Genomic DNA, 16,147 nt, shown 5'->3' with positions numbered 1-16,147 from the left:
ACGCTACGGCGACGCCGGCCGGCCGCCGTTCACGAGGCCGAGCAGCCGGCCGCGCTCGCCGCCGACGTCGTCCGTCGCGGCAGGCCAGTCCATCACGTAACCGGCGTCGAGCGCGTCGCGCATGATCGCGTCGTAGTCGGCCTTGCCGAGCCTGCCGCGACCGCGCATCGCGTCAGACACCTCGCGCTTCAGCTTCGGCGTGAACGACGGATAGGCCGCCACCAGCGCCGCATACTGGCGCGCATCGACTTCGCCCGATTCGCGGTTGAACGCCCAGACGGCCACCAGCACGATCGCGAAGAACGGGATCACGGTGTAGCGCAGGAAGAACTTCGCGGGTGTCATGGCATGCGGCGGCGTGTCGAGAGAGCAGCGGGTCGGGGTGAAGCGGGGCGCGGGAGGCGGCAAGGTGGCCGGCGAAGGCGGCCGGTATACTCGGCCGGTTTTCCGGCACCGACATTCGCGATGGCGGTATGCGCGCGCCCCGACGCCGACCAATTATGTTGGCGCGGCCGCGCTCAAGCCGCGACGTTCGGCACCCGCCGGAACCGATGAATCAGGCGCCGCCCGCCTCGCCTCGCGCGGCCGGACGGCGCGCCCCACGGGAGGATCGATGGATCTCGACGGCGCCAGCCGCAACCTCACCGTCGCCGCGCTGCTCACGCTGTCCGGCGGCTACCTCGACGCATACACGTACGTCGGTCACGGCCACGTGTTCGCGAACACGATGACCGGCAACGTCGCGCTGCTCGGCATCAACGTCTCGGCCGGCGAATGGGCGGAGGCGCTGCATCACGTGCCGCCGCTCGGTGGCTTCGTGGTCGCGGTGTTCGTCGCGCACCTGTTCGGCCTCGCCGCGCAGCGCGGCTGGATGCGTCACACCGCGTTCGTGAGCCTGATCGTCGAGATCGCGTTTCTCGGCCTCGCCGCGAGCGGGCTCGTCGGCGCGTCGAGCGCGTGGCTGATTCCAGGCATCTCGTTCGTCGCGACGCTGCAGACGCTGTCGTTCACCCATCTCGAGGAACTGTCGTACACGTCGGTGATGACGACCGGCAACCTGCGGCGCGCCGCGCAGAAGCTGTTCGTCGGGCTGATTCCGCGCTACGACGTGCACGCGCTGCACGACTCGGCGCTGCTCGCGACGATCAGCTTTTGTTTCCTGGCCGGCGCGGTGATCGGCGGCCTCGTGACGCGGCTCGTGCCGGACGTCGCGCTGTGGGGCGCGGTGCTGCTGCTCGTCGGCGCGTTCGCGGAGATCGTGCGGCGGGCGCGGCGGCGCGCGGGCGGTGGTGAGAGCGGCGCTGGCAGCGACGGCAGCAACGGCAGCAACGGCAGCAACGGCAGCAACGGCAGCAACGGCAGCCATCCCGCCGGCCACGCGCCACGCGACGCAAACCCCGCGCGTTAAACGTTGCGCCCGGGCGACAAAATCGCGCGCTGCCACGCTTTTCAATTTCTTTCAGCGCGCGCACTCGTCTTATGATTCAGCCCACATCGCGCACGCCATGAGCGTTCCGCGATCGCCACCCGGCCGCGCACGCGGCCGGCCATGAATGGAGACACCAACAAAAAGGGCAAGCTCATGAAGCAGACCACCCGACTCGCAGCTATCGCAGGGGGCGCGGCGCTGGCCTTCGCCAGCCAATACGCAGCAGCACAAAGCTCGGTCACGCTGTGGGGCGTCGCCGACGCCAGCATCCGTTACCTGACCAACGCAAACGCGAAGAACGACGGCCTGCTGTCGATGGCCAACGGCGCGATCACGAACAGCCGCTTCGGCATCTACGGCACGGAAGACCTCGGCGGCGGCCTGAAGGCCGTGTTCAACCTCGAAAGCGGCGTCAACCTGCAGAACGGCGGATTCGCCGACAGCGGCCGCCTGTTCAACCGCGCAGCGTACGTCGGCCTGCAGAGCCCGTACGGCACGGTGACCCTCGGCCGCCAGAAGACCCCGCTGTTCGACCTGCTGGCGGACACCTACGATCCGCTGACGGTCGGCAACTACCTCGAAAACGCGTGGCTGCCGGTTGCGCTGGGTGGCGGCCTGTATGCGGACAACCAGATCAAGTACACCGGCAAGTTCGCGGGCCTGACCGCGAAGGCGATGTACTCGACGGGCACGAATTACGAATCGACCGGCGCGGGCGGCTTCTCCGGCCAGATCCCGGGCTCGCTCGGCAAGGGCAATGCATGGGGCGTGTCGCTGTCGTACGTGGCGGGCCCGCTGAGCATCGCGGCCGGCGCGCAGCAGAACAGCGACAACTCCGCACGCAAGCAGACGATCTACCACGCGAACGTCGTGTACGCGTTCAGCAAGGCAAAGGTCTATGCGGGCTACCTGCGCTCGAAGGACGACACCGGTTTCGTCGACAGCCTGCTCGCGCAGCAGTCGATCCCGGTCGCGAAGGGCACGGGCCGGATCGACGATGGTCCGTTCGCGGGCGTGAGCTGGCAGGTCAGCACGCCGCTGACGCTGACGGGCGCGTTCTACTACGACCACATGCGCAACGCGATGACCACGAACGGCACGCTCGCGAGCGGCAACCGCTACGCGATCGTCGGCATCGCCGAATACGCGCTGAGCAAGCGCACGGAAGTCTACGGCACCGTCGACTTCAACAAGACGAACGGCGCGGCGAACGTCGAGCTGCCGGGTCGCAGCAACCAGACCGGCATCGCGATCGGCCTGCGCAATATCTTCTGAAGAAAATCGGAAAACACACGCGCGGGCTTCGGCTCGGCGCACATCGAAGAGGCTCCCGCGGGAGCCTCTTTTTTTTTCGTCACACGAACTTGTCGCGCGCGCACGGCGATTCAGCGATCGCTCCATCGGAAACGACTCGGCCGTAAGGGTTCCGTCGGGAATCCGGAACATACTTTGACAGTGCGCGCGAAGCGTTTCCGCTACGCTGCGTGCAGGGTCCGCCGTGCGACGCGATTCGCGCGGGCGTCGTTTTCGGCGCGCGTTTTCGTGTGCGGCCGGCCCGGTGCGTAACTTGTGTATCCGGCGATGACAAACACGGTCTGCCGGTTTTTTTCGTGGGACGATGCGCTCACGATTTTCTTGAAAGGGGATGACGATGGGTATCCTGAACACCGTCGGTGAAATCGCCGGCGCCGTGGCGGCCGTCGAGGCAGCCGAGAAGCTCGACCCGGACGCGGGCCTGCTGACCAAGGCGGCAGCGGCCGTCGCCGGCTTCAAGGGCGCCGAGGCGATCGAAGGCATGCTCGAGAAGAAGGAAGGGCAGCCCGAGCAGGCAGACGATACGCAGGCGACGGACGGCAGCGACGCGTCGCAGGCCTGAGCATGGCGGCGGGCCCGCCGCGGGTACGCCGTTCGCGCGCCCGGGCGGACCGGCGCCGCGCGGCCGGCAGGTCGGGCATGTGGTCGATCGGTGACGCATGGCACACCCGGCAGCTGGTTTGACCGGCGAGAGGCGATGTCTCTCGCCGTTTTTTATGGGGCGCGCGAACGGCGCCACGTCCCGCACGAATGCCGGAATCTTGCTATCGTGCCGTCATCCGAACTGCGATGAGGGCTTGCGATGGAATTCGACTACGACCTGTTCGTCATCGGGGCCGGCTCCGGTGGCGTGAGGCTCGCCCGGATGTCGGCGTCATACGGCGCGCGCGTCGGGATAGCGGAAGAGGAGCAGATCGGCGGCACCTGCGTGCTGCGCGGCTGCATCCCGAAGAAGCTGCTCGTCTACGCATCGCATTACCCGCACGAGCTCGAGGACGCGAAGGGCTTCGGGTGGACCTTCGGCGCCGGCACGCTCGACTGGCCCGCGCTGATCGCCGCGAAGGATCGCGAGATCAACCGGCTCAGCGACATCTACATCAACCTGCTGCGACAGTCCGGCGTCGAGATGCACGCGGGGCGCGCGACGCTCGTCGACGCGCATACCGTCGCGATCGGCGATCGCACGATCCGCGCGCGCCACATCGCGATCGCGACCGGCTCGCGGCCGTCGCTGCCGCCGCGGCCCGGCATCGAGCATGCGATCACGTCGCGCGAGGCGCTGTCGCTCGCGAAGCTGCCCGAGCGCATCGCGGTGGTTGGCGGCGGTTACATCGCCGTCGAGTTCGCGGGCATCTTCAACGGCTTCGGCAGCCATGTCGACCTGTTCTATCGCGGCGAGAAGATCCTGCGCGGCTTCGACGACGACGTGCGGCACTTCCTGACCGACGAAATGACCAAGCAGGGCGTCGCGATCCACGCGCGCACGGTGGTCGAATCGATCGTGCGCGCGGACGACGGCGCGCTCGGCGTGCGGGTCGGCGATGCGCAGCACGGGCCGTACGACGCCGTGCTCTATGCGACCGGCCGCGTGCCGAACGTCGAGGGGCTCGGGCTCGAGCGCGCGGGCGTGCTGCTCGACGCGCGCGGCGCGATCGCGGTCGATGCGTATTCGGCGACGTCGGTCGCATCGATCCATGCGATCGGCGACGTGACGTCGCGGCCGCAGCTCACGCCCGTCGCGACGCGCGACGGCGCGCTGCTCGCGGCGACGCTGTTCGGCGGCCGCCGCGCCGCGACCGATCACGAATGGGTGCCGTCCGCGGTGTTCAGCCAGCCCGAGGTCGCGACGGTCGGGCTCACCGAGGCGCATGCGCGCGGCGTGTACGGCGAGCTCGACATCTACCGCACGTCGTTCAAGGCGCTGCGCCACACGCTGTCGGGCCGCGACGAACGCACGCTGATGAAGCTCGTGGTCGCGCGCGACAGCCAGCGCGTGGTCGGCGCGCACATGGTCGGCCGCGACGCGGGCGAAATCATCCAGGGCATCGCGATCGCGATTCGCGCGGGCGCGACGAAGGCGCAGTTCGACGACACGATCGGCATTCACCCGACCGCGGCCGAGGAGTTCGTGACGCTGCGGCAGAAGGTGGCCGATTAGCGGTAACCGGCGCGCCGGCGCGTGTTGTCAGCGCCGGCTTCGGTTGCGCGTCGTGTATCACGGATTTGCGGGCATTCGTAGAGATCGTCAATTCTTCTCGGGAAATGCGGGCTCGATAATCAGGCTTGGTATGATCACGCAAGATCATATACGGGGCCGATCATGCGCGATCAACAGCGCAGTAAGCAGAATCACGGGGTAGCCGGCGGGCGCGGGGGTGTCGATCCATGCGCCGCCCGTTCGCGTCTTGCCGCAACACGTCCGTTGCGCGCACTTTCCCTTTGCACGCCGCCATCTCCATCGCCCTCCGCGCGATGAAGTCGCACGCGCCGATGCGCACCCCAGCCGTTTCGATCACCGCATCCACCGCCGGTTCGTCAGTGAGCCGGCGTGCCCGTTTCGGGCAATCTTTTCACGCAAGGAGACCAGTAGTGAACATTCAGACACGACGCACCGTTCTCGTGGCGGCGGCGCTCGTCGCGGCGCTGTCCGGCTGCGCGACCGAATCGTCGCGCACGCTCGACGTGCCGGCCGTGAGCAGCGCGCAGAAGCCGTATGCGGGCAAGCCCGTCGCGATCGCGGTCGGCAAGTTCGACAACCGCTCGAGCTACATGCGCGGCATCTTCTCGGACGGCATCGACCGCCTCGGCGGACAGGCGAAGACGATCCTCGTCACGCGCCTGCAGCAGAGCCGCCGCTTCAACGTGCTCGATCGCGAGAACCTCGACGAGATCAAGCAGGAAGCAGGCTTCATGAAGAAGGCGCAGGCCGTGAAGGGCGCGAACTACGTCGTGACCGGCGACGTGACCGAGTTCGGCCGCAAGGACGTTGGCGATCACCAGCTGTTCGGCATTCTCGGCCGCGGCAAGACGCAGGTCGCATATGCGAAGGTCAACCTGAATATCGTCGATACGACGACGTCGGAAGTGGTCGCGTCGAGCCAGGGCGCCGGCGAGTTCAGCCTGTCGAACCGCGAAGTGATCGGCTTCGGTGGCACCGCCGGTTACGATTCCACGCTCAACGGCAAGGTGCTGGACCTCGCGATCCAGGAAGCCGTTAACCACCTCGTCGACCAGGTCGACGCCGGTACGCTGAAGGCGCCGCAGTAAGCGTCGCAGCCCATGCCGCAGCGCGGCGCCGGGGTGGCGCCGCGCTAAAACGATTCACCACGACATCAAGAAGAGAACAGACCATGAAACGGGGTAACTGGCTGCCGGCAACGGCCGCCGCCTTGCTGCTCGCCGGATGCGCGAGCTCCACGCCGCCGCTCTATCAGTGGACCGGCTATCAGCCGCAGGTGTACGAATACTTCAAGGGGCAGAGCTCCCCGCAAGAGCAGATCGACGCGCTCGAAAAGGCGCTGCAGGAGATTCGCGCGAAGGGCCATACGCCGCCGCCGGGCTTCCACGCGCATCTGGGGATGCTGTACGCGAGCGTCGGCAACGAGCAGCAGGCCGAACAGGAGCTGCAGGCCGAGAAGCAGTTGTTTCCGGAATCGTCGACCTACATGGATTTCCTGCTGAAGAAAAAGACCGGCGCGCCGAAGACCGCGGATCAGAAGACAGCCGCCCAGGCGATCGCCGGCCAGAAGGATCCTGCCCCGACCACCGCCAAACCGTGACGCGCCCGCCATGTTCAAGACACTCTCATTCAAACTGATGTCCGTGCTGTCGATCGTCGCGCTGCTGAGCGCGTGCGCGCAGCCGGTGAAACGACCCGACTACACGGCGTTCAAGAAGAGCCAGCCGCGCTCGATCCTCGTGTTGCCGCCCATCAACGAGACGTCCGACGTGACGGCGACCTACGGGATGCTGTCGCAGATGACGCTGCCGCTCGCCGAATCCGGCTACTACGTGGTGCCGGTCGCCGTGATGGACGAAACGTTCAAGCAGAACGGCCTGACCAACGCGGCCGAGATCCAGCAGACATCGCCCGCGAAGCTGCGCGAGATCTTCGGTGCCGATGCCGCGCTGTATTCGAAGGTGTCGCAGTACGGCACCGTCTACCGGATCCTTGCGAGCGCAACGGTCGTGTCGGCCTCGGCGAAGCTTGTCGATCTGCGTACCGGCGACGTGCTGTGGCAGGGCCGCGCGAGCGCGAGCAGCGATGAAGGGGGCAACAGCGGCGGCGGCGGCCTGATCGGCATGCTCGTGACGGCTGCGGTCAAGCAGATCGCGAACACGCTGATGGATCAAAGCCACAGCGTCGCCGCGTACACCAGCACGCGGATGCTGTCGGCCGGCCCGCCGAACGGGCTGCTGTACGGTCCGCATTCGCCGAAGTACGGAACGGACTGAGCGCAAGTCGGCCGCAGCGCACGGGCACCGTGTTCGCCCGTCGCGCCGCCATCAAGCCGACGTGATGCGATTCGATCGAACGGCCGCGCTCGTTGCGCGGCCGTTTTCATTTTGCGTCGGCGTGCGGCGGCGTTCAACGCTTGCGCCGCATCGCCGCGGAACGACGCTCAATGCACGCCAAGCGCGTCGAGCAGCCGGTACCAGCTCATCGCGAGCACCAGCGCCGGCGTGCGCAGCGTCGCGCCGCCGGGGAAGTCGCGATGCCGGATCCTGCCGAACAGGTCGAAGCGGCTCGCCTGGCCGTCGATCGCCTCGGCGATCAGCTTGCCCGCGAGTGCGGTCGTGTTCACGCCGTGCCCCGAGAAGCCCTGCGCGAAATACATCGTCGGCGCGACACGCCCGAAGTGCGGCGCGCGGTTCATCGTGATGTCGACGAAGCCGCCCCATGCGTAGTCGACCTTCACGTCCGCGAGCTGCGGGAACGTCTTCAGCATGTCCGCGCGCATCGCGGCGGCGAGATTGCGCGGCGGCCGCGTCGAATAGCTGACCTTGCCGCCCCATACGAGCCGCGTGTCGGGCGCCGGCCGGAAATAGTCGAGCACGAAGCGGCTGTCGCAGACGGCCGCGCGCGCGGGCATCAGCGCGGCGGCGCGCGCTTCGCCGAGCGGCTCGGTCGCGATCACGTAGGTGCCGACCGGCATGATCTTTCTCGACAGCGCGGGCGCGAGCGTGCCGACGTAGGTGTTGCAGGCGAGCACGACGAAGCGCGCACGCACGTGCCCCTGGTCCGTTTCGACGACATGGCCGCCCGCGACGTCGCGCACGCGCGTCACGCAGCTGTCCTCGTGGATCCGCACGCCGGCGTCGGCCGCCGCGCGCGCGAGCCCCAGCGTGTAGTTCAGCGGATGCAGGTGGCCGCTGTCGGGGTCATACAGGCCGCCGCGATAGCGCGCCGACTGCACGTAGTCGCCGAGTTCGTCGGCTTCGACGAAATGGAAGCGGTCGTAGCCGAAGCGCTTCGCGGCGTCGTCGCGCCAGCGCTTCAGCGCATCGGCGTCGCGCTCGGTGTTCGCGGCGGTCAGGTAGCCGGGCACGAGCGCGCAGTCGATGTCGTGCCGCGCGATGCGCGACTTCACGAGCGACAGCGTTTCGAGCCCCATGTCCCAGATCCGCTTCACGTCGCCTTCCGGCATGAAGTTGGCGAACGTGTCGATGTCGCACGCGAAGCCGCCGATCAGCTGGCCGCCGTTGCGTCCGCTCGCCGCCCATCCGACCCGCGACGCCTCGAGCACGGTCACCGAATGGCCGCGCTCGGCGAGGTTGAGCGCGGCGGACAAACCGGTGAGGCCCGCGCCGATCACGCACACGTCGGCGTCGGTCGCGCCGGCGAGCGGCGCATGGCGGGTCGTATCGTTGGCGCTCGCCGCGTAGTACGACGCGACGTGCGGCTGATTGGCGAATGTCTGCATGGTCAGGAGAACGGAGAAAGAAGGCTCAGAACAGCTCGCGCACGCGGTGGTACAGCATCCCGAGTTCGAGCGCGGGCTGCCGCCACGCGTCGCCGCCGGGAAAGCGCCGGTGGCGCAACCGGGCGAACAGGTCGAACGCGCGCGTGTCGCCCGCGATCGCGCCGGCGATCGCGCGCCCGGCGATGCCGGCCAGCGCGACGCCGTGTCCGCTGAAGCCCTGCACGTAGAAGAAGTTCGGATCGAGCGCGCCGAAGTCCGGCGCGCGGTTGCGCGTGACGTCGACGAAGCCGCCCCACGCGTGATCGACGCGCACGTCGGCGAGCTGCGGGAACACGCCGACCATGCGCCGCCGGATCGTTTCGGCGAGCGTGTCGGGCGATGCGCCCGCGGAGTTCGCGCGGCCGCCGAACAGCATCCGGTGGTCGGCCGACAGCCGGAAGTAGTCGAGGAAGAAGTTGTTGTCGCACACGGCTTCGCGCTGTGCGATCAGCGCGTCGGCGCGCGCGCGGCCGAGCGGTTCGGTCGCGATGATGTACGACGCGATCGGCGCGATGCGCGCGGCGGTCGCGGGCGGCAGGATGCCGCCGGGGCCCGCGTTGCAGCACGACACGACGAAGCGGCAGCGCACCTCGCCCGACGGCGTGCGCACGACCGGCCGCGCGCCGCGCACGACCTCGAGCGCGGGCGTATGCGCATGGAGCGCGACGCCTTCGCGGCGTGCGGCATCGGCGAGGCCGAGGCAATACTTGAGCGGATGCAGGTGACCCGACAGCGGATCGTAGACGCCGGCCAGATAGCGGGACGACGCGATGCGCGCGTGGATCTCGCCGGTGTCGAGCCACGACAGCGACGGATGGCCCCAGCGCGAGGTCGCGGCGTCCATCCATGCGCGCAGGTCGTCGATGCGGCGCGGCTTCGTCGCGACCGTCAGGTAGCCGCGCATGAAGTCGCAGTCGATCCCGTAGCGCGCGATACGCTCGGCGATCAGCGCGACGCCGTCGAGCGACAGCGACCATGCGGCGCGTGCCCCGGCGGCGCCGAGCTGCCGCTCGATCACCTCGTCTTTCGCGAAACCCGTGATCGCCTGGCCGCCGTTGCGACCCGATGCGCCCCAGCCGGGCCGGTGCGCGTCGAGCACGGCGACCGACAGCCCGCGCGCGCGGCAATCGAGCGCCGTCGACAGGCCCGCGAAGCCCGCGCCGATCACGCACACGTCGACGTCGATCGCGTCCTCCAGCGCGGGGTCGTCAACCACCGGCCGCGTGACGGTTGCTTCGTAGTACGAGTCGCGCGCGAGCGCATCGGCGCGGCGGGTGAAAGACTGCGTCATCAAACCGACTCCCTCGAAGACGGCCGGCGCCAGTGCGCGACGCACTGCGGTCCGGCCGGGTGAAACGGCGCGGGACGCCATGCGTGCGGCACGGCGCCCTGCGCGGCCAGCGTCAGAACGAATAGATGAACTGCGTCGCGAGCAGGTCGTTGGACTTGCCGTACGAACCGTCGTTACGCAGGAACACCTTGTTGTTCGCCCAGTCGTGCCGGTATTCGACCTTCACGGTGATCTGCTGGGTCGGATAGAACAGCAGGTCGAGCGCGACGTCCTGGCGAACCGCACCCTTGCAGTCGAAGCCCAGGCCGCCGTTCGCCGTCGACGTCGCGAGGCAGTCCGCGTCGACACCGAAGCCGTTGGACGGATCCATCCCGTTGCCGTTCAGCGCGATGCCGCCGCCGCCGCCACCGTTCTTGCGGTTCACGAGCGCATCGTAGCGCAGCGTCACGCCCATGCGGCCGACCACCGGCGCGTTGAACTTGCGGTGAGCGAGCAGCGACAGGCCGTACCACTGCGCGAGCCCGCCGTTGTACGCCGCATGCTGCTGCTGGCCGTAGTCGAGCTCGGCGTTGTACTGGATGTCGGCCAGCGTGTAGGTCGCGTCGACTTCGCCGAAGAAGAATGTGCCATATGCGCTCGGCGCGGCGCCGCCCGGGCCATAGTGGACGTTGCCGTCCGCATCGATCGCGCTCGCCAGCGTCTGCCGGCCGATGTTGAACGACCCGCCGATGTCGAGTGCGCTCGACCACGTGTAGTCGGCGCGCGCGGTGAAGGTCGGCACCTTGTTGCTGGTCGTGATCGGGTCGCCGAGCGCGTTGGTGCCCGTCTGCGTGACCGAGCCGTACGTGCGGTACTGCTCGTTGCCGACGAAGAACTTCCACGCCCAGTTGCCCTTCGTGTAGTTCGCGCCCGCACCGACGTAGCTGCCCGGATCGGAGAAGTCGTAGAGCAGGTTGTGCGTGAGCGTGAGCATCTGGTTCGACTGCTGCACCTCGTAGCCGCCGAAGCTCGGGATCAGCCCGGCGACGAGCGTGGTCGACGCGGTGATCGGCACGTTGATGACCGCGGTGTTCAGCAGGTTGTCGGTGATCGAGCCGCGCGAGTTCTGCAGCAGCGTGATGCCGTTGCCGCGGTTCGGCATCAGCGTGATCTCGGCCGACGGCGCCATCGGGCCGACGCCGAAGGTCTTCTTGATGTCGAGGTACAGGTCGCCGAACGTGCTGTTGAAGTAGTTGTACGCGTTCTCGTGGTTCGCGAACAGGAACGACGACGTGCCGGCCGCGCGGTTGTAGATGTAGGTCGGGTCGATGTAGCCCGTCACCGACAGCCCGGCGAGCGGCCCGGTGCTGGCCGCGTCCGTCAGCGAGTCGACCTTCAGCTGCTGGTTGGCGATCTGCTGCTTCATTTCGCTGACTTCGTCGTTGGTCAGCGCGGCCTGCGCACGGCCATAGTCGGGCGAGGCCGGATCGGCGGCCACGATCACCGGCTTCGGCGCGGCCGTTGCACCCGCCTGCGCGAGCGGTGCGCCGCCCGGCTTCGCGGCGAGCTGCGCCTGCATGGCCTTCATCTGCTTCTGCAGCGCAGCCACCTGCGCCTGCAATGCCTTGATTTCGGCGGAGGTCGAGCCGGCCAGCGCGATGCCCGGCAACGCGCCGGCCACCAGCAGGCAGATCAGTTTCTTCTTCATTGCGGATTCTCCTTGTCGTGTGCCTGTCGATCTGCGTTTCGGTGCGCGCCGCAAACGCGCGGCGCGCAGGTCTTGTTATCGATGGATGGGGGGAAGGGGCGTCAGGCCGCCGCGAACGCCGCCTTCAGGTCGGCCACCCGACGCCGTTCGCGCGCGATCATCATCTGGTTCACGACGATCACGCCGATCGTCACCGCCGTGATGAACAGCGTCGCCAGCGCATTCATCTCGGGATTCAGGCCGAGCCGCACGCGCGAGAACACCACCAGCGGCAGCGTCGTCGAGCCCGGCCCGGACAGGAATGCCGACAGCACCAGATCGTCGATCGACAGCGTGAACGACAGCAGCCAGCCCGACAGCAGCGCCTGCGAGATCAGCGGCAGCGTCACCACGAAGAACACCTTCAGCGGCGTCGCGCCCAGATCCAGCGCCGCTTCCTCGAGCGACTTGTTCATCTCCTTCACGCGCGACTGCACGATGATCGCCACGTACGACACGCACAGCATCACGTGACCGATCCAGATCGTCACCATCCCGCGCCCCTTCGGCCAGCCGAACATCTGCTCCAGCGCAACGAACAGCAACAGCAGCGAGATCCCCTGGATCACTTCCGGAATCACCAGCGGCGCGTTGATCATCCCCGTGTACAGCGTGAAGCCCTTGAAACGGCCGAAGCGTGCGAGCACGAAACCCGCCCACGTGCCGATCACGACCGACGCGGTGGCCGTCAGCAGGCCGATCTTCAGCGACAGCCACGCGGCGGTGAGCAGCTCGTCGTCTTCCAGAAGCGCCGCGTACCACTTCAGCGAGAAGCCCGACCACACCGTCACCAGCTTCGACTCGTTGAACGAGTACACGACCAGGCTGATGATCGGGATGTACAGAAACAGGAAGCCGAAGGCGAGAACGCCCGTCGACAGCGGTTTGTTCGGCTTGATCATTTCGCGTCCTCCAGTTCCTTGACCTGGTAGTACTGGAACAGCGCCATCGGCACCAGCAACAGCAGCACCATCGCGACCGTCACCGCGGACGCCATCGGCCAGTCCATGTTGTTGAAGAACTCATCCCACATCACGCGGCCGATCATCAGCGTGTCGGCGCCGCCGAGGAGTTCCGGAATCACGTACTCGCCCACCGCCGGAATGAACACGAGCAGGCTGCCGGCGATGATCCCGTTCTTCGACAGCGGCAGCGTGATGCGCGTGAACGCGACCCACGGCTTCGCACCGAGGTCGTACGCGGCCTCGAGCAGCGTGAGGTCCATCTTCACGAGGTGCGCATAGAGCGGCATGATCATGAACGGCAGATACGAATAGACCATCCCGATGTAGACGCCGGCGTCGCTGTGATAAAGGCGCAGCGGCGAGTGGATGATGCCCAGCGCGATCAGCGTGTGATTCAGCAGGCCGTCGTCCTTCAGGATTCCGATCCATGCGTACACGCGGATCAGGAACGACGTCCAGAACGGCAGCATCACGGCCATCATCAGCACGTTGCGCCGGCCCGGTTCGGCACGGGCGATGTAGTACGCCATCGGGTAGCCGATCAGCAGGCACAGCACCGTCGACACGGCGGCCATCTTCAGCGAGCTGAGGTAGGTCGCGATGTACAGGTCGTCCTGCAGCAGGAACGCGTAGTGCGACAGCTGCAGCGCGAAGTGCACGACGCCGTCCTTGAACGCGACGAGCGACGTGTACGGCGGGATTCCCATCACCTGGTCGGCGAAGCTGATCTTGAACACCAGCACGAACGGCAGCGCGAAGAAGATCGTGAGCCACAGGAACGGCACGCCGATCGCGACGTTGCGGCCCGACGGCAGGAAGCGCGACAGCGCGGCGAAGCGGCCGCGGCGCGCGCGGCCGGCGCCGGCGCTGCTGCTTGCCGCAGCGGTCGACACCGGCGCGGACGGAGTGGAAGCGGAAGTTCTGATCATGTCGTCCTCACTGCGTCAGCACGACGCCGCTGGCCGGCGACCACGACACGAACACGTCGTCGTTCCACGACGGCGCGCCGTCGTGCAGCAGGTGCGAGCTCGACAGGTTCGATACGACCGTCTTGCCGCTCGGCAGGCGCACGTGATACAGCGAGTAGCTGCCCATGTACGCGATGTCGGTCACGACGCCGCGCGCCCAGTTGTGATGCGAGCCGGGCTTGTCGCGCGACACATGCACGCGCTCGGGCCGCACCGAGATGCCGACCGGCATCCCCAGCGGGCCGGTCACGCCATGGCTCACGTACATGCGCGCTTCGAGGTCGTCGCTCTCGACGAAGATGTGATCGGGCTCGTCCTCGACCACGCGCCCTTCGAACAGGTTCGTCGAGCCGATGAACTCGGCCGAGAAGCGGCTGTTCGGGTATTCGTACACTTCGCCGGGCGTGCCGATCTGCACGATCTTGCCTTCGCTCATCACCGCGAGGCGGCTCGCCATCGTCATCGCCTCTTCCTGATCGTGCGTGACCATCACGCAGGTCACGTCGACCTTCTCGATGATGTTCACGAGTTCGAGCTGGGTCTTCTGGCGGATCTTCTTGTCGAGCGCGGACATCGGTTCGTCGAGCAGCAGCAGCTTCGGGCGCTTGACGAGCGAGCGGGCCAGCGCGACGCGCTGCTGCTGGCCGCCGGACAGCTGGTGCGGCTTGCGCTTCGCGTACTTGCTCATCTGCACGAGTGCGAGCGCATCGGCCACGCGTTCCTTGATCTCGTTCTTCGGCGTGCCTTCCTGCTTCAGCCCGAACGCGACGTTCGACTCGACCGACATGTGCGGGAACAGCGCGTACGACTGGAACATCATGTTCACCGGGCGGCGGTACGGCGGCAGCGACGCGAGGTCTTCACCGTCGACGAGGATCTTGCCGGACGTGGCCGTCTCGAGCCCGGCGAGCATGCGCAACAGCGTCGACTTGCCGCAGCCCGAGCTGCCGAGCAGCGCGAACAGCTCGTTCTTCGCGATCGTCAGGTTCACGTTGTCGACGGCGGTGCTGTCGCCGAACTTCTTCACGACGTTTTCGATGCGCACGAAGGCATCGTTCTTCGAACGGGCCGCGGCGGCCGGTTGGGTCTGGCGGACGGCAGCGGAAGAGGGTATCGATTGCATGGGAGTCACCATTCGTTCTTCACGGATTGCTGGCGCGAGCGTCCCCGCGCGAGGCGCGCAACGCGACTCGCGGACAACGGCTCGTGCCGGATGGAACAGGGCGCGCGGTGCGCGCGGGCAGACGGAGAGTCCGCGGATTCCGGGCGGGCAGGCGTTCAACCGATGCCTGCGCCGCCGTGACGGATCGCGGTCAGTGGCCCGTCTTCAACTGCGCCCAGAGACGGTTCTCGAGGCGCAGGATGTCGGACGGCATCGGCTTCATCAGCACCATCTTCTTCAGCACGTCTTCCGGCGGATAGACGGTCGGGTCCTGCGCGACGGCCGGCGTGACGAACTGATGCGCGGCCTTGTTCGCGGTCGGGTAGAACACCGTGTTGGTGATCGCCGCGTTGACCTTCGGGTCGGACACGTAGTTGATCCACTTCATCGCGGCCTCGGGGTGCGGGGCATCCTTCGGGATCACCATCACGTCGAACCACAGCAGGCCGCCTTCCTTCGGGTTCGCGAACTTGATGTCGTACGCGCGCTTCGCCTCCGCCGAGCGGCGGTGCGCGATGCCGATGTCGCCCGACCAGCCGAGCGCGACGCACACGTCGTTGTTCGCGAGGTCGTTGATGTAACCGGACGAATTGAACTGGGTGATGTACGGGCGGACTTTCTTCAGGACTTCGAAGGCTGCCTGGTAGTCACCGGGGTTGGTGCTGTTCGGGTTCTTGCCCATGTATTGCAGCGTGGCCGCGAACACGTCGACGGCCTGGTCGAGGAACGACACGCCGCAGCTCTTCAGCTTCTCCATGTTGGCCGGATCGAACACCAGTGCCCAGCTGTCGACCGGCGCCTTGTCGCCGAGCGCCTTCTTCACCGCCTGCGCGTTGTAGCCGATGCCGTCCGTGCCGTAGGCCCAGGGCACGCCGTACTGGTTGCCCGGGTCGGCATCGGCGATCATCTTCATCAGCAGCGGGTCGAGGTTCGCGAGGTTCGGCAGCTTCGACTTGTCGAGCTTCTGGTAAACGCCGGCCTGGATCTGCTTGGCCATGTAGTTCGACGTCGGCACGACGATGTCGTAGCCCGAGCTGCCCGCCAGCAGCTTCGCCTGCAGCGTGTCGTCGCTGTCGTAGTTGTCGTACTTGACGTGGATGCCCGTCTGTTTCTGGAAGTTCGGGATCGTGTCCGGGGCGATGTAGTCGGACCAGTTGTAGATGTTCAGCTCATCGGCATGCGCCGACGGGCTGGCGACCGACGTGAACGCGGCCGCGGCGGCAAGGGCGGCAACGGAACAGGCTTGGCGAAGAAAGCTGGAACGCATGGTGGAATTCCCCTGGATGATGGTGGCGTGCGGCGCCCGCCGCACGCCCGTAGGCAAGGTCG

The 16,147-nt window shown here is 67.2% G+C and carries 15 protein-coding genes; 7 read left to right on the top strand and 8 right to left on the bottom strand.

Annotated elements, in window-relative coordinates:
• Positions 1 to 3 precede the first annotated feature (3 nt).
• The gene (locus tag FFI87_RS15855; RefSeq protein ID WP_138847025.1) at positions 4 to 345 is read right to left on the bottom strand and encodes a hypothetical protein; all 342 of its coding nucleotides are present in this window, start codon (positions 343 to 345) and stop codon (positions 4 to 6) included.
• Positions 346 to 613: 268 nt separating this feature from the next.
• On the opposite strand from FFI87_RS15855, the gene FFI87_RS15850 reads away from it, so the two are divergent.
• From FFI87_RS15850 to FFI87_RS15815, 7 genes are all read left to right on the top strand, one after another.
• Entirely contained in the window at positions 614 to 1,408 is a 795-nt protein-coding gene (locus FFI87_RS15850) for a YoaK family protein (protein WP_138847026.1), read from the top strand.
• Positions 1,409 to 1,582: 174 nt separating this feature from the next.
• Positions 1,583 to 2,704 carry a porin gene (locus FFI87_RS15845; RefSeq protein WP_105786542.1) on the top strand — a complete coding sequence of 374 codons (1,122 nt, stop codon included), beginning with the start codon at positions 1,583 to 1,585 and terminating at the stop codon, positions 2,702 to 2,704.
• A 376-nt stretch (positions 2,705 to 3,080) separates the two neighbouring features.
• The gene (locus tag FFI87_RS15835) at positions 3,081 to 3,305 is read left to right on the top strand and encodes a hypothetical protein (protein WP_138847027.1); all 225 of its coding nucleotides are present in this window, start codon (positions 3,081 to 3,083) and stop codon (positions 3,303 to 3,305) included.
• Positions 3,306 to 3,545: 240 nt separating this feature from the next.
• Positions 3,546 to 4,901, top strand: coding sequence for a glutathione-disulfide reductase (gor, locus tag FFI87_RS15830; protein ID WP_138847028.1), 1,356 nt, complete (start codon positions 3,546 to 3,548; stop codon positions 4,899 to 4,901).
• Between the two features lie 437 nt (positions 4,902 to 5,338).
• Positions 5,339 to 6,010, top strand: a complete 672-nt coding sequence (locus FFI87_RS15825; protein WP_185500359.1) for a CsgG/HfaB family protein — start codon at positions 5,339 to 5,341, stop codon at positions 6,008 to 6,010.
• Positions 6,011 to 6,093: 83 nt separating this feature from the next.
• On the top strand, positions 6,094 to 6,522 hold the full coding sequence (locus tag FFI87_RS15820; protein ID WP_012364887.1) for a DUF4810 domain-containing protein: 429 nt from the start codon (positions 6,094 to 6,096) through the stop codon (positions 6,520 to 6,522).
• A gap of 10 nt (positions 6,523 to 6,532) precedes the next feature.
• Positions 6,533 to 7,198 carry a DUF799 domain-containing protein gene (locus FFI87_RS15815; protein WP_012364886.1) on the top strand — a complete coding sequence of 222 codons (666 nt, stop codon included), beginning with the start codon at positions 6,533 to 6,535 and terminating at the stop codon, positions 7,196 to 7,198.
• A gap of 167 nt (positions 7,199 to 7,365) precedes the next feature.
• Here the strand turns inward: FFI87_RS15815 and FFI87_RS15810 are convergent, their stop codons facing one another.
• From FFI87_RS15810 to FFI87_RS15780, 7 genes are all read right to left on the bottom strand, one after another.
• Entirely contained in the window at positions 7,366 to 8,667 is a 1,302-nt protein-coding gene (locus FFI87_RS15810; protein ID WP_138847029.1) for an NAD(P)/FAD-dependent oxidoreductase, read from the bottom strand.
• Positions 8,668 to 8,692: 25 nt separating this feature from the next.
• Complete coding sequence (locus FFI87_RS15805) at positions 8,693 to 9,997, bottom strand: NAD(P)/FAD-dependent oxidoreductase (RefSeq protein WP_138847030.1); 1,305 nt, start codon at positions 9,995 to 9,997, stop codon at positions 8,693 to 8,695.
• A 112-nt stretch (positions 9,998 to 10,109) separates the two neighbouring features.
• Positions 10,110 to 11,684, bottom strand: coding sequence for a DUF3138 family protein (locus tag FFI87_RS15800; RefSeq protein WP_138847031.1), 1,575 nt, complete (start codon positions 11,682 to 11,684; stop codon positions 10,110 to 10,112).
• Between the two features lie 101 nt (positions 11,685 to 11,785).
• Positions 11,786 to 12,625 carry an ABC transporter permease subunit gene (locus FFI87_RS15795; protein ID WP_105786537.1) on the bottom strand — a complete coding sequence of 280 codons (840 nt, stop codon included), beginning with the start codon at positions 12,623 to 12,625 and terminating at the stop codon, positions 11,786 to 11,788.
• Entirely contained in the window at positions 12,622 to 13,614 is a 993-nt protein-coding gene (locus FFI87_RS15790; RefSeq protein WP_138848449.1) for an ABC transporter permease subunit, read from the bottom strand. Before FFI87_RS15790 ends, FFI87_RS15795 begins: the two co-directional genes overlap by 4 nt.
• Before the next feature lie 10 nt (positions 13,615 to 13,624).
• Entirely contained in the window at positions 13,625 to 14,779 is a 1,155-nt protein-coding gene (locus FFI87_RS15785) for an ABC transporter ATP-binding protein (protein WP_011658123.1), read from the bottom strand.
• A gap of 190 nt (positions 14,780 to 14,969) precedes the next feature.
• A complete protein-coding gene (locus FFI87_RS15780; RefSeq protein WP_012364879.1) occupies positions 14,970 to 16,085 on the bottom strand; it encodes a polyamine ABC transporter substrate-binding protein in 1,116 nt (371 codons plus the stop codon).
• Positions 16,086 to 16,147: the final 62 nt, after the last annotated feature.

The sequence above is a fragment of the Burkholderia sp. KBS0801 genome (assembly GCF_005937855.2).
Classification (GTDB): Bacteria; Pseudomonadota; Gammaproteobacteria; order Burkholderiales; family Burkholderiaceae; genus Burkholderia; species Burkholderia ambifaria.
Note: the sequence above shows the minus strand (reverse complement) of the source record. Positions and strands in the feature narration are given on the sequence as shown.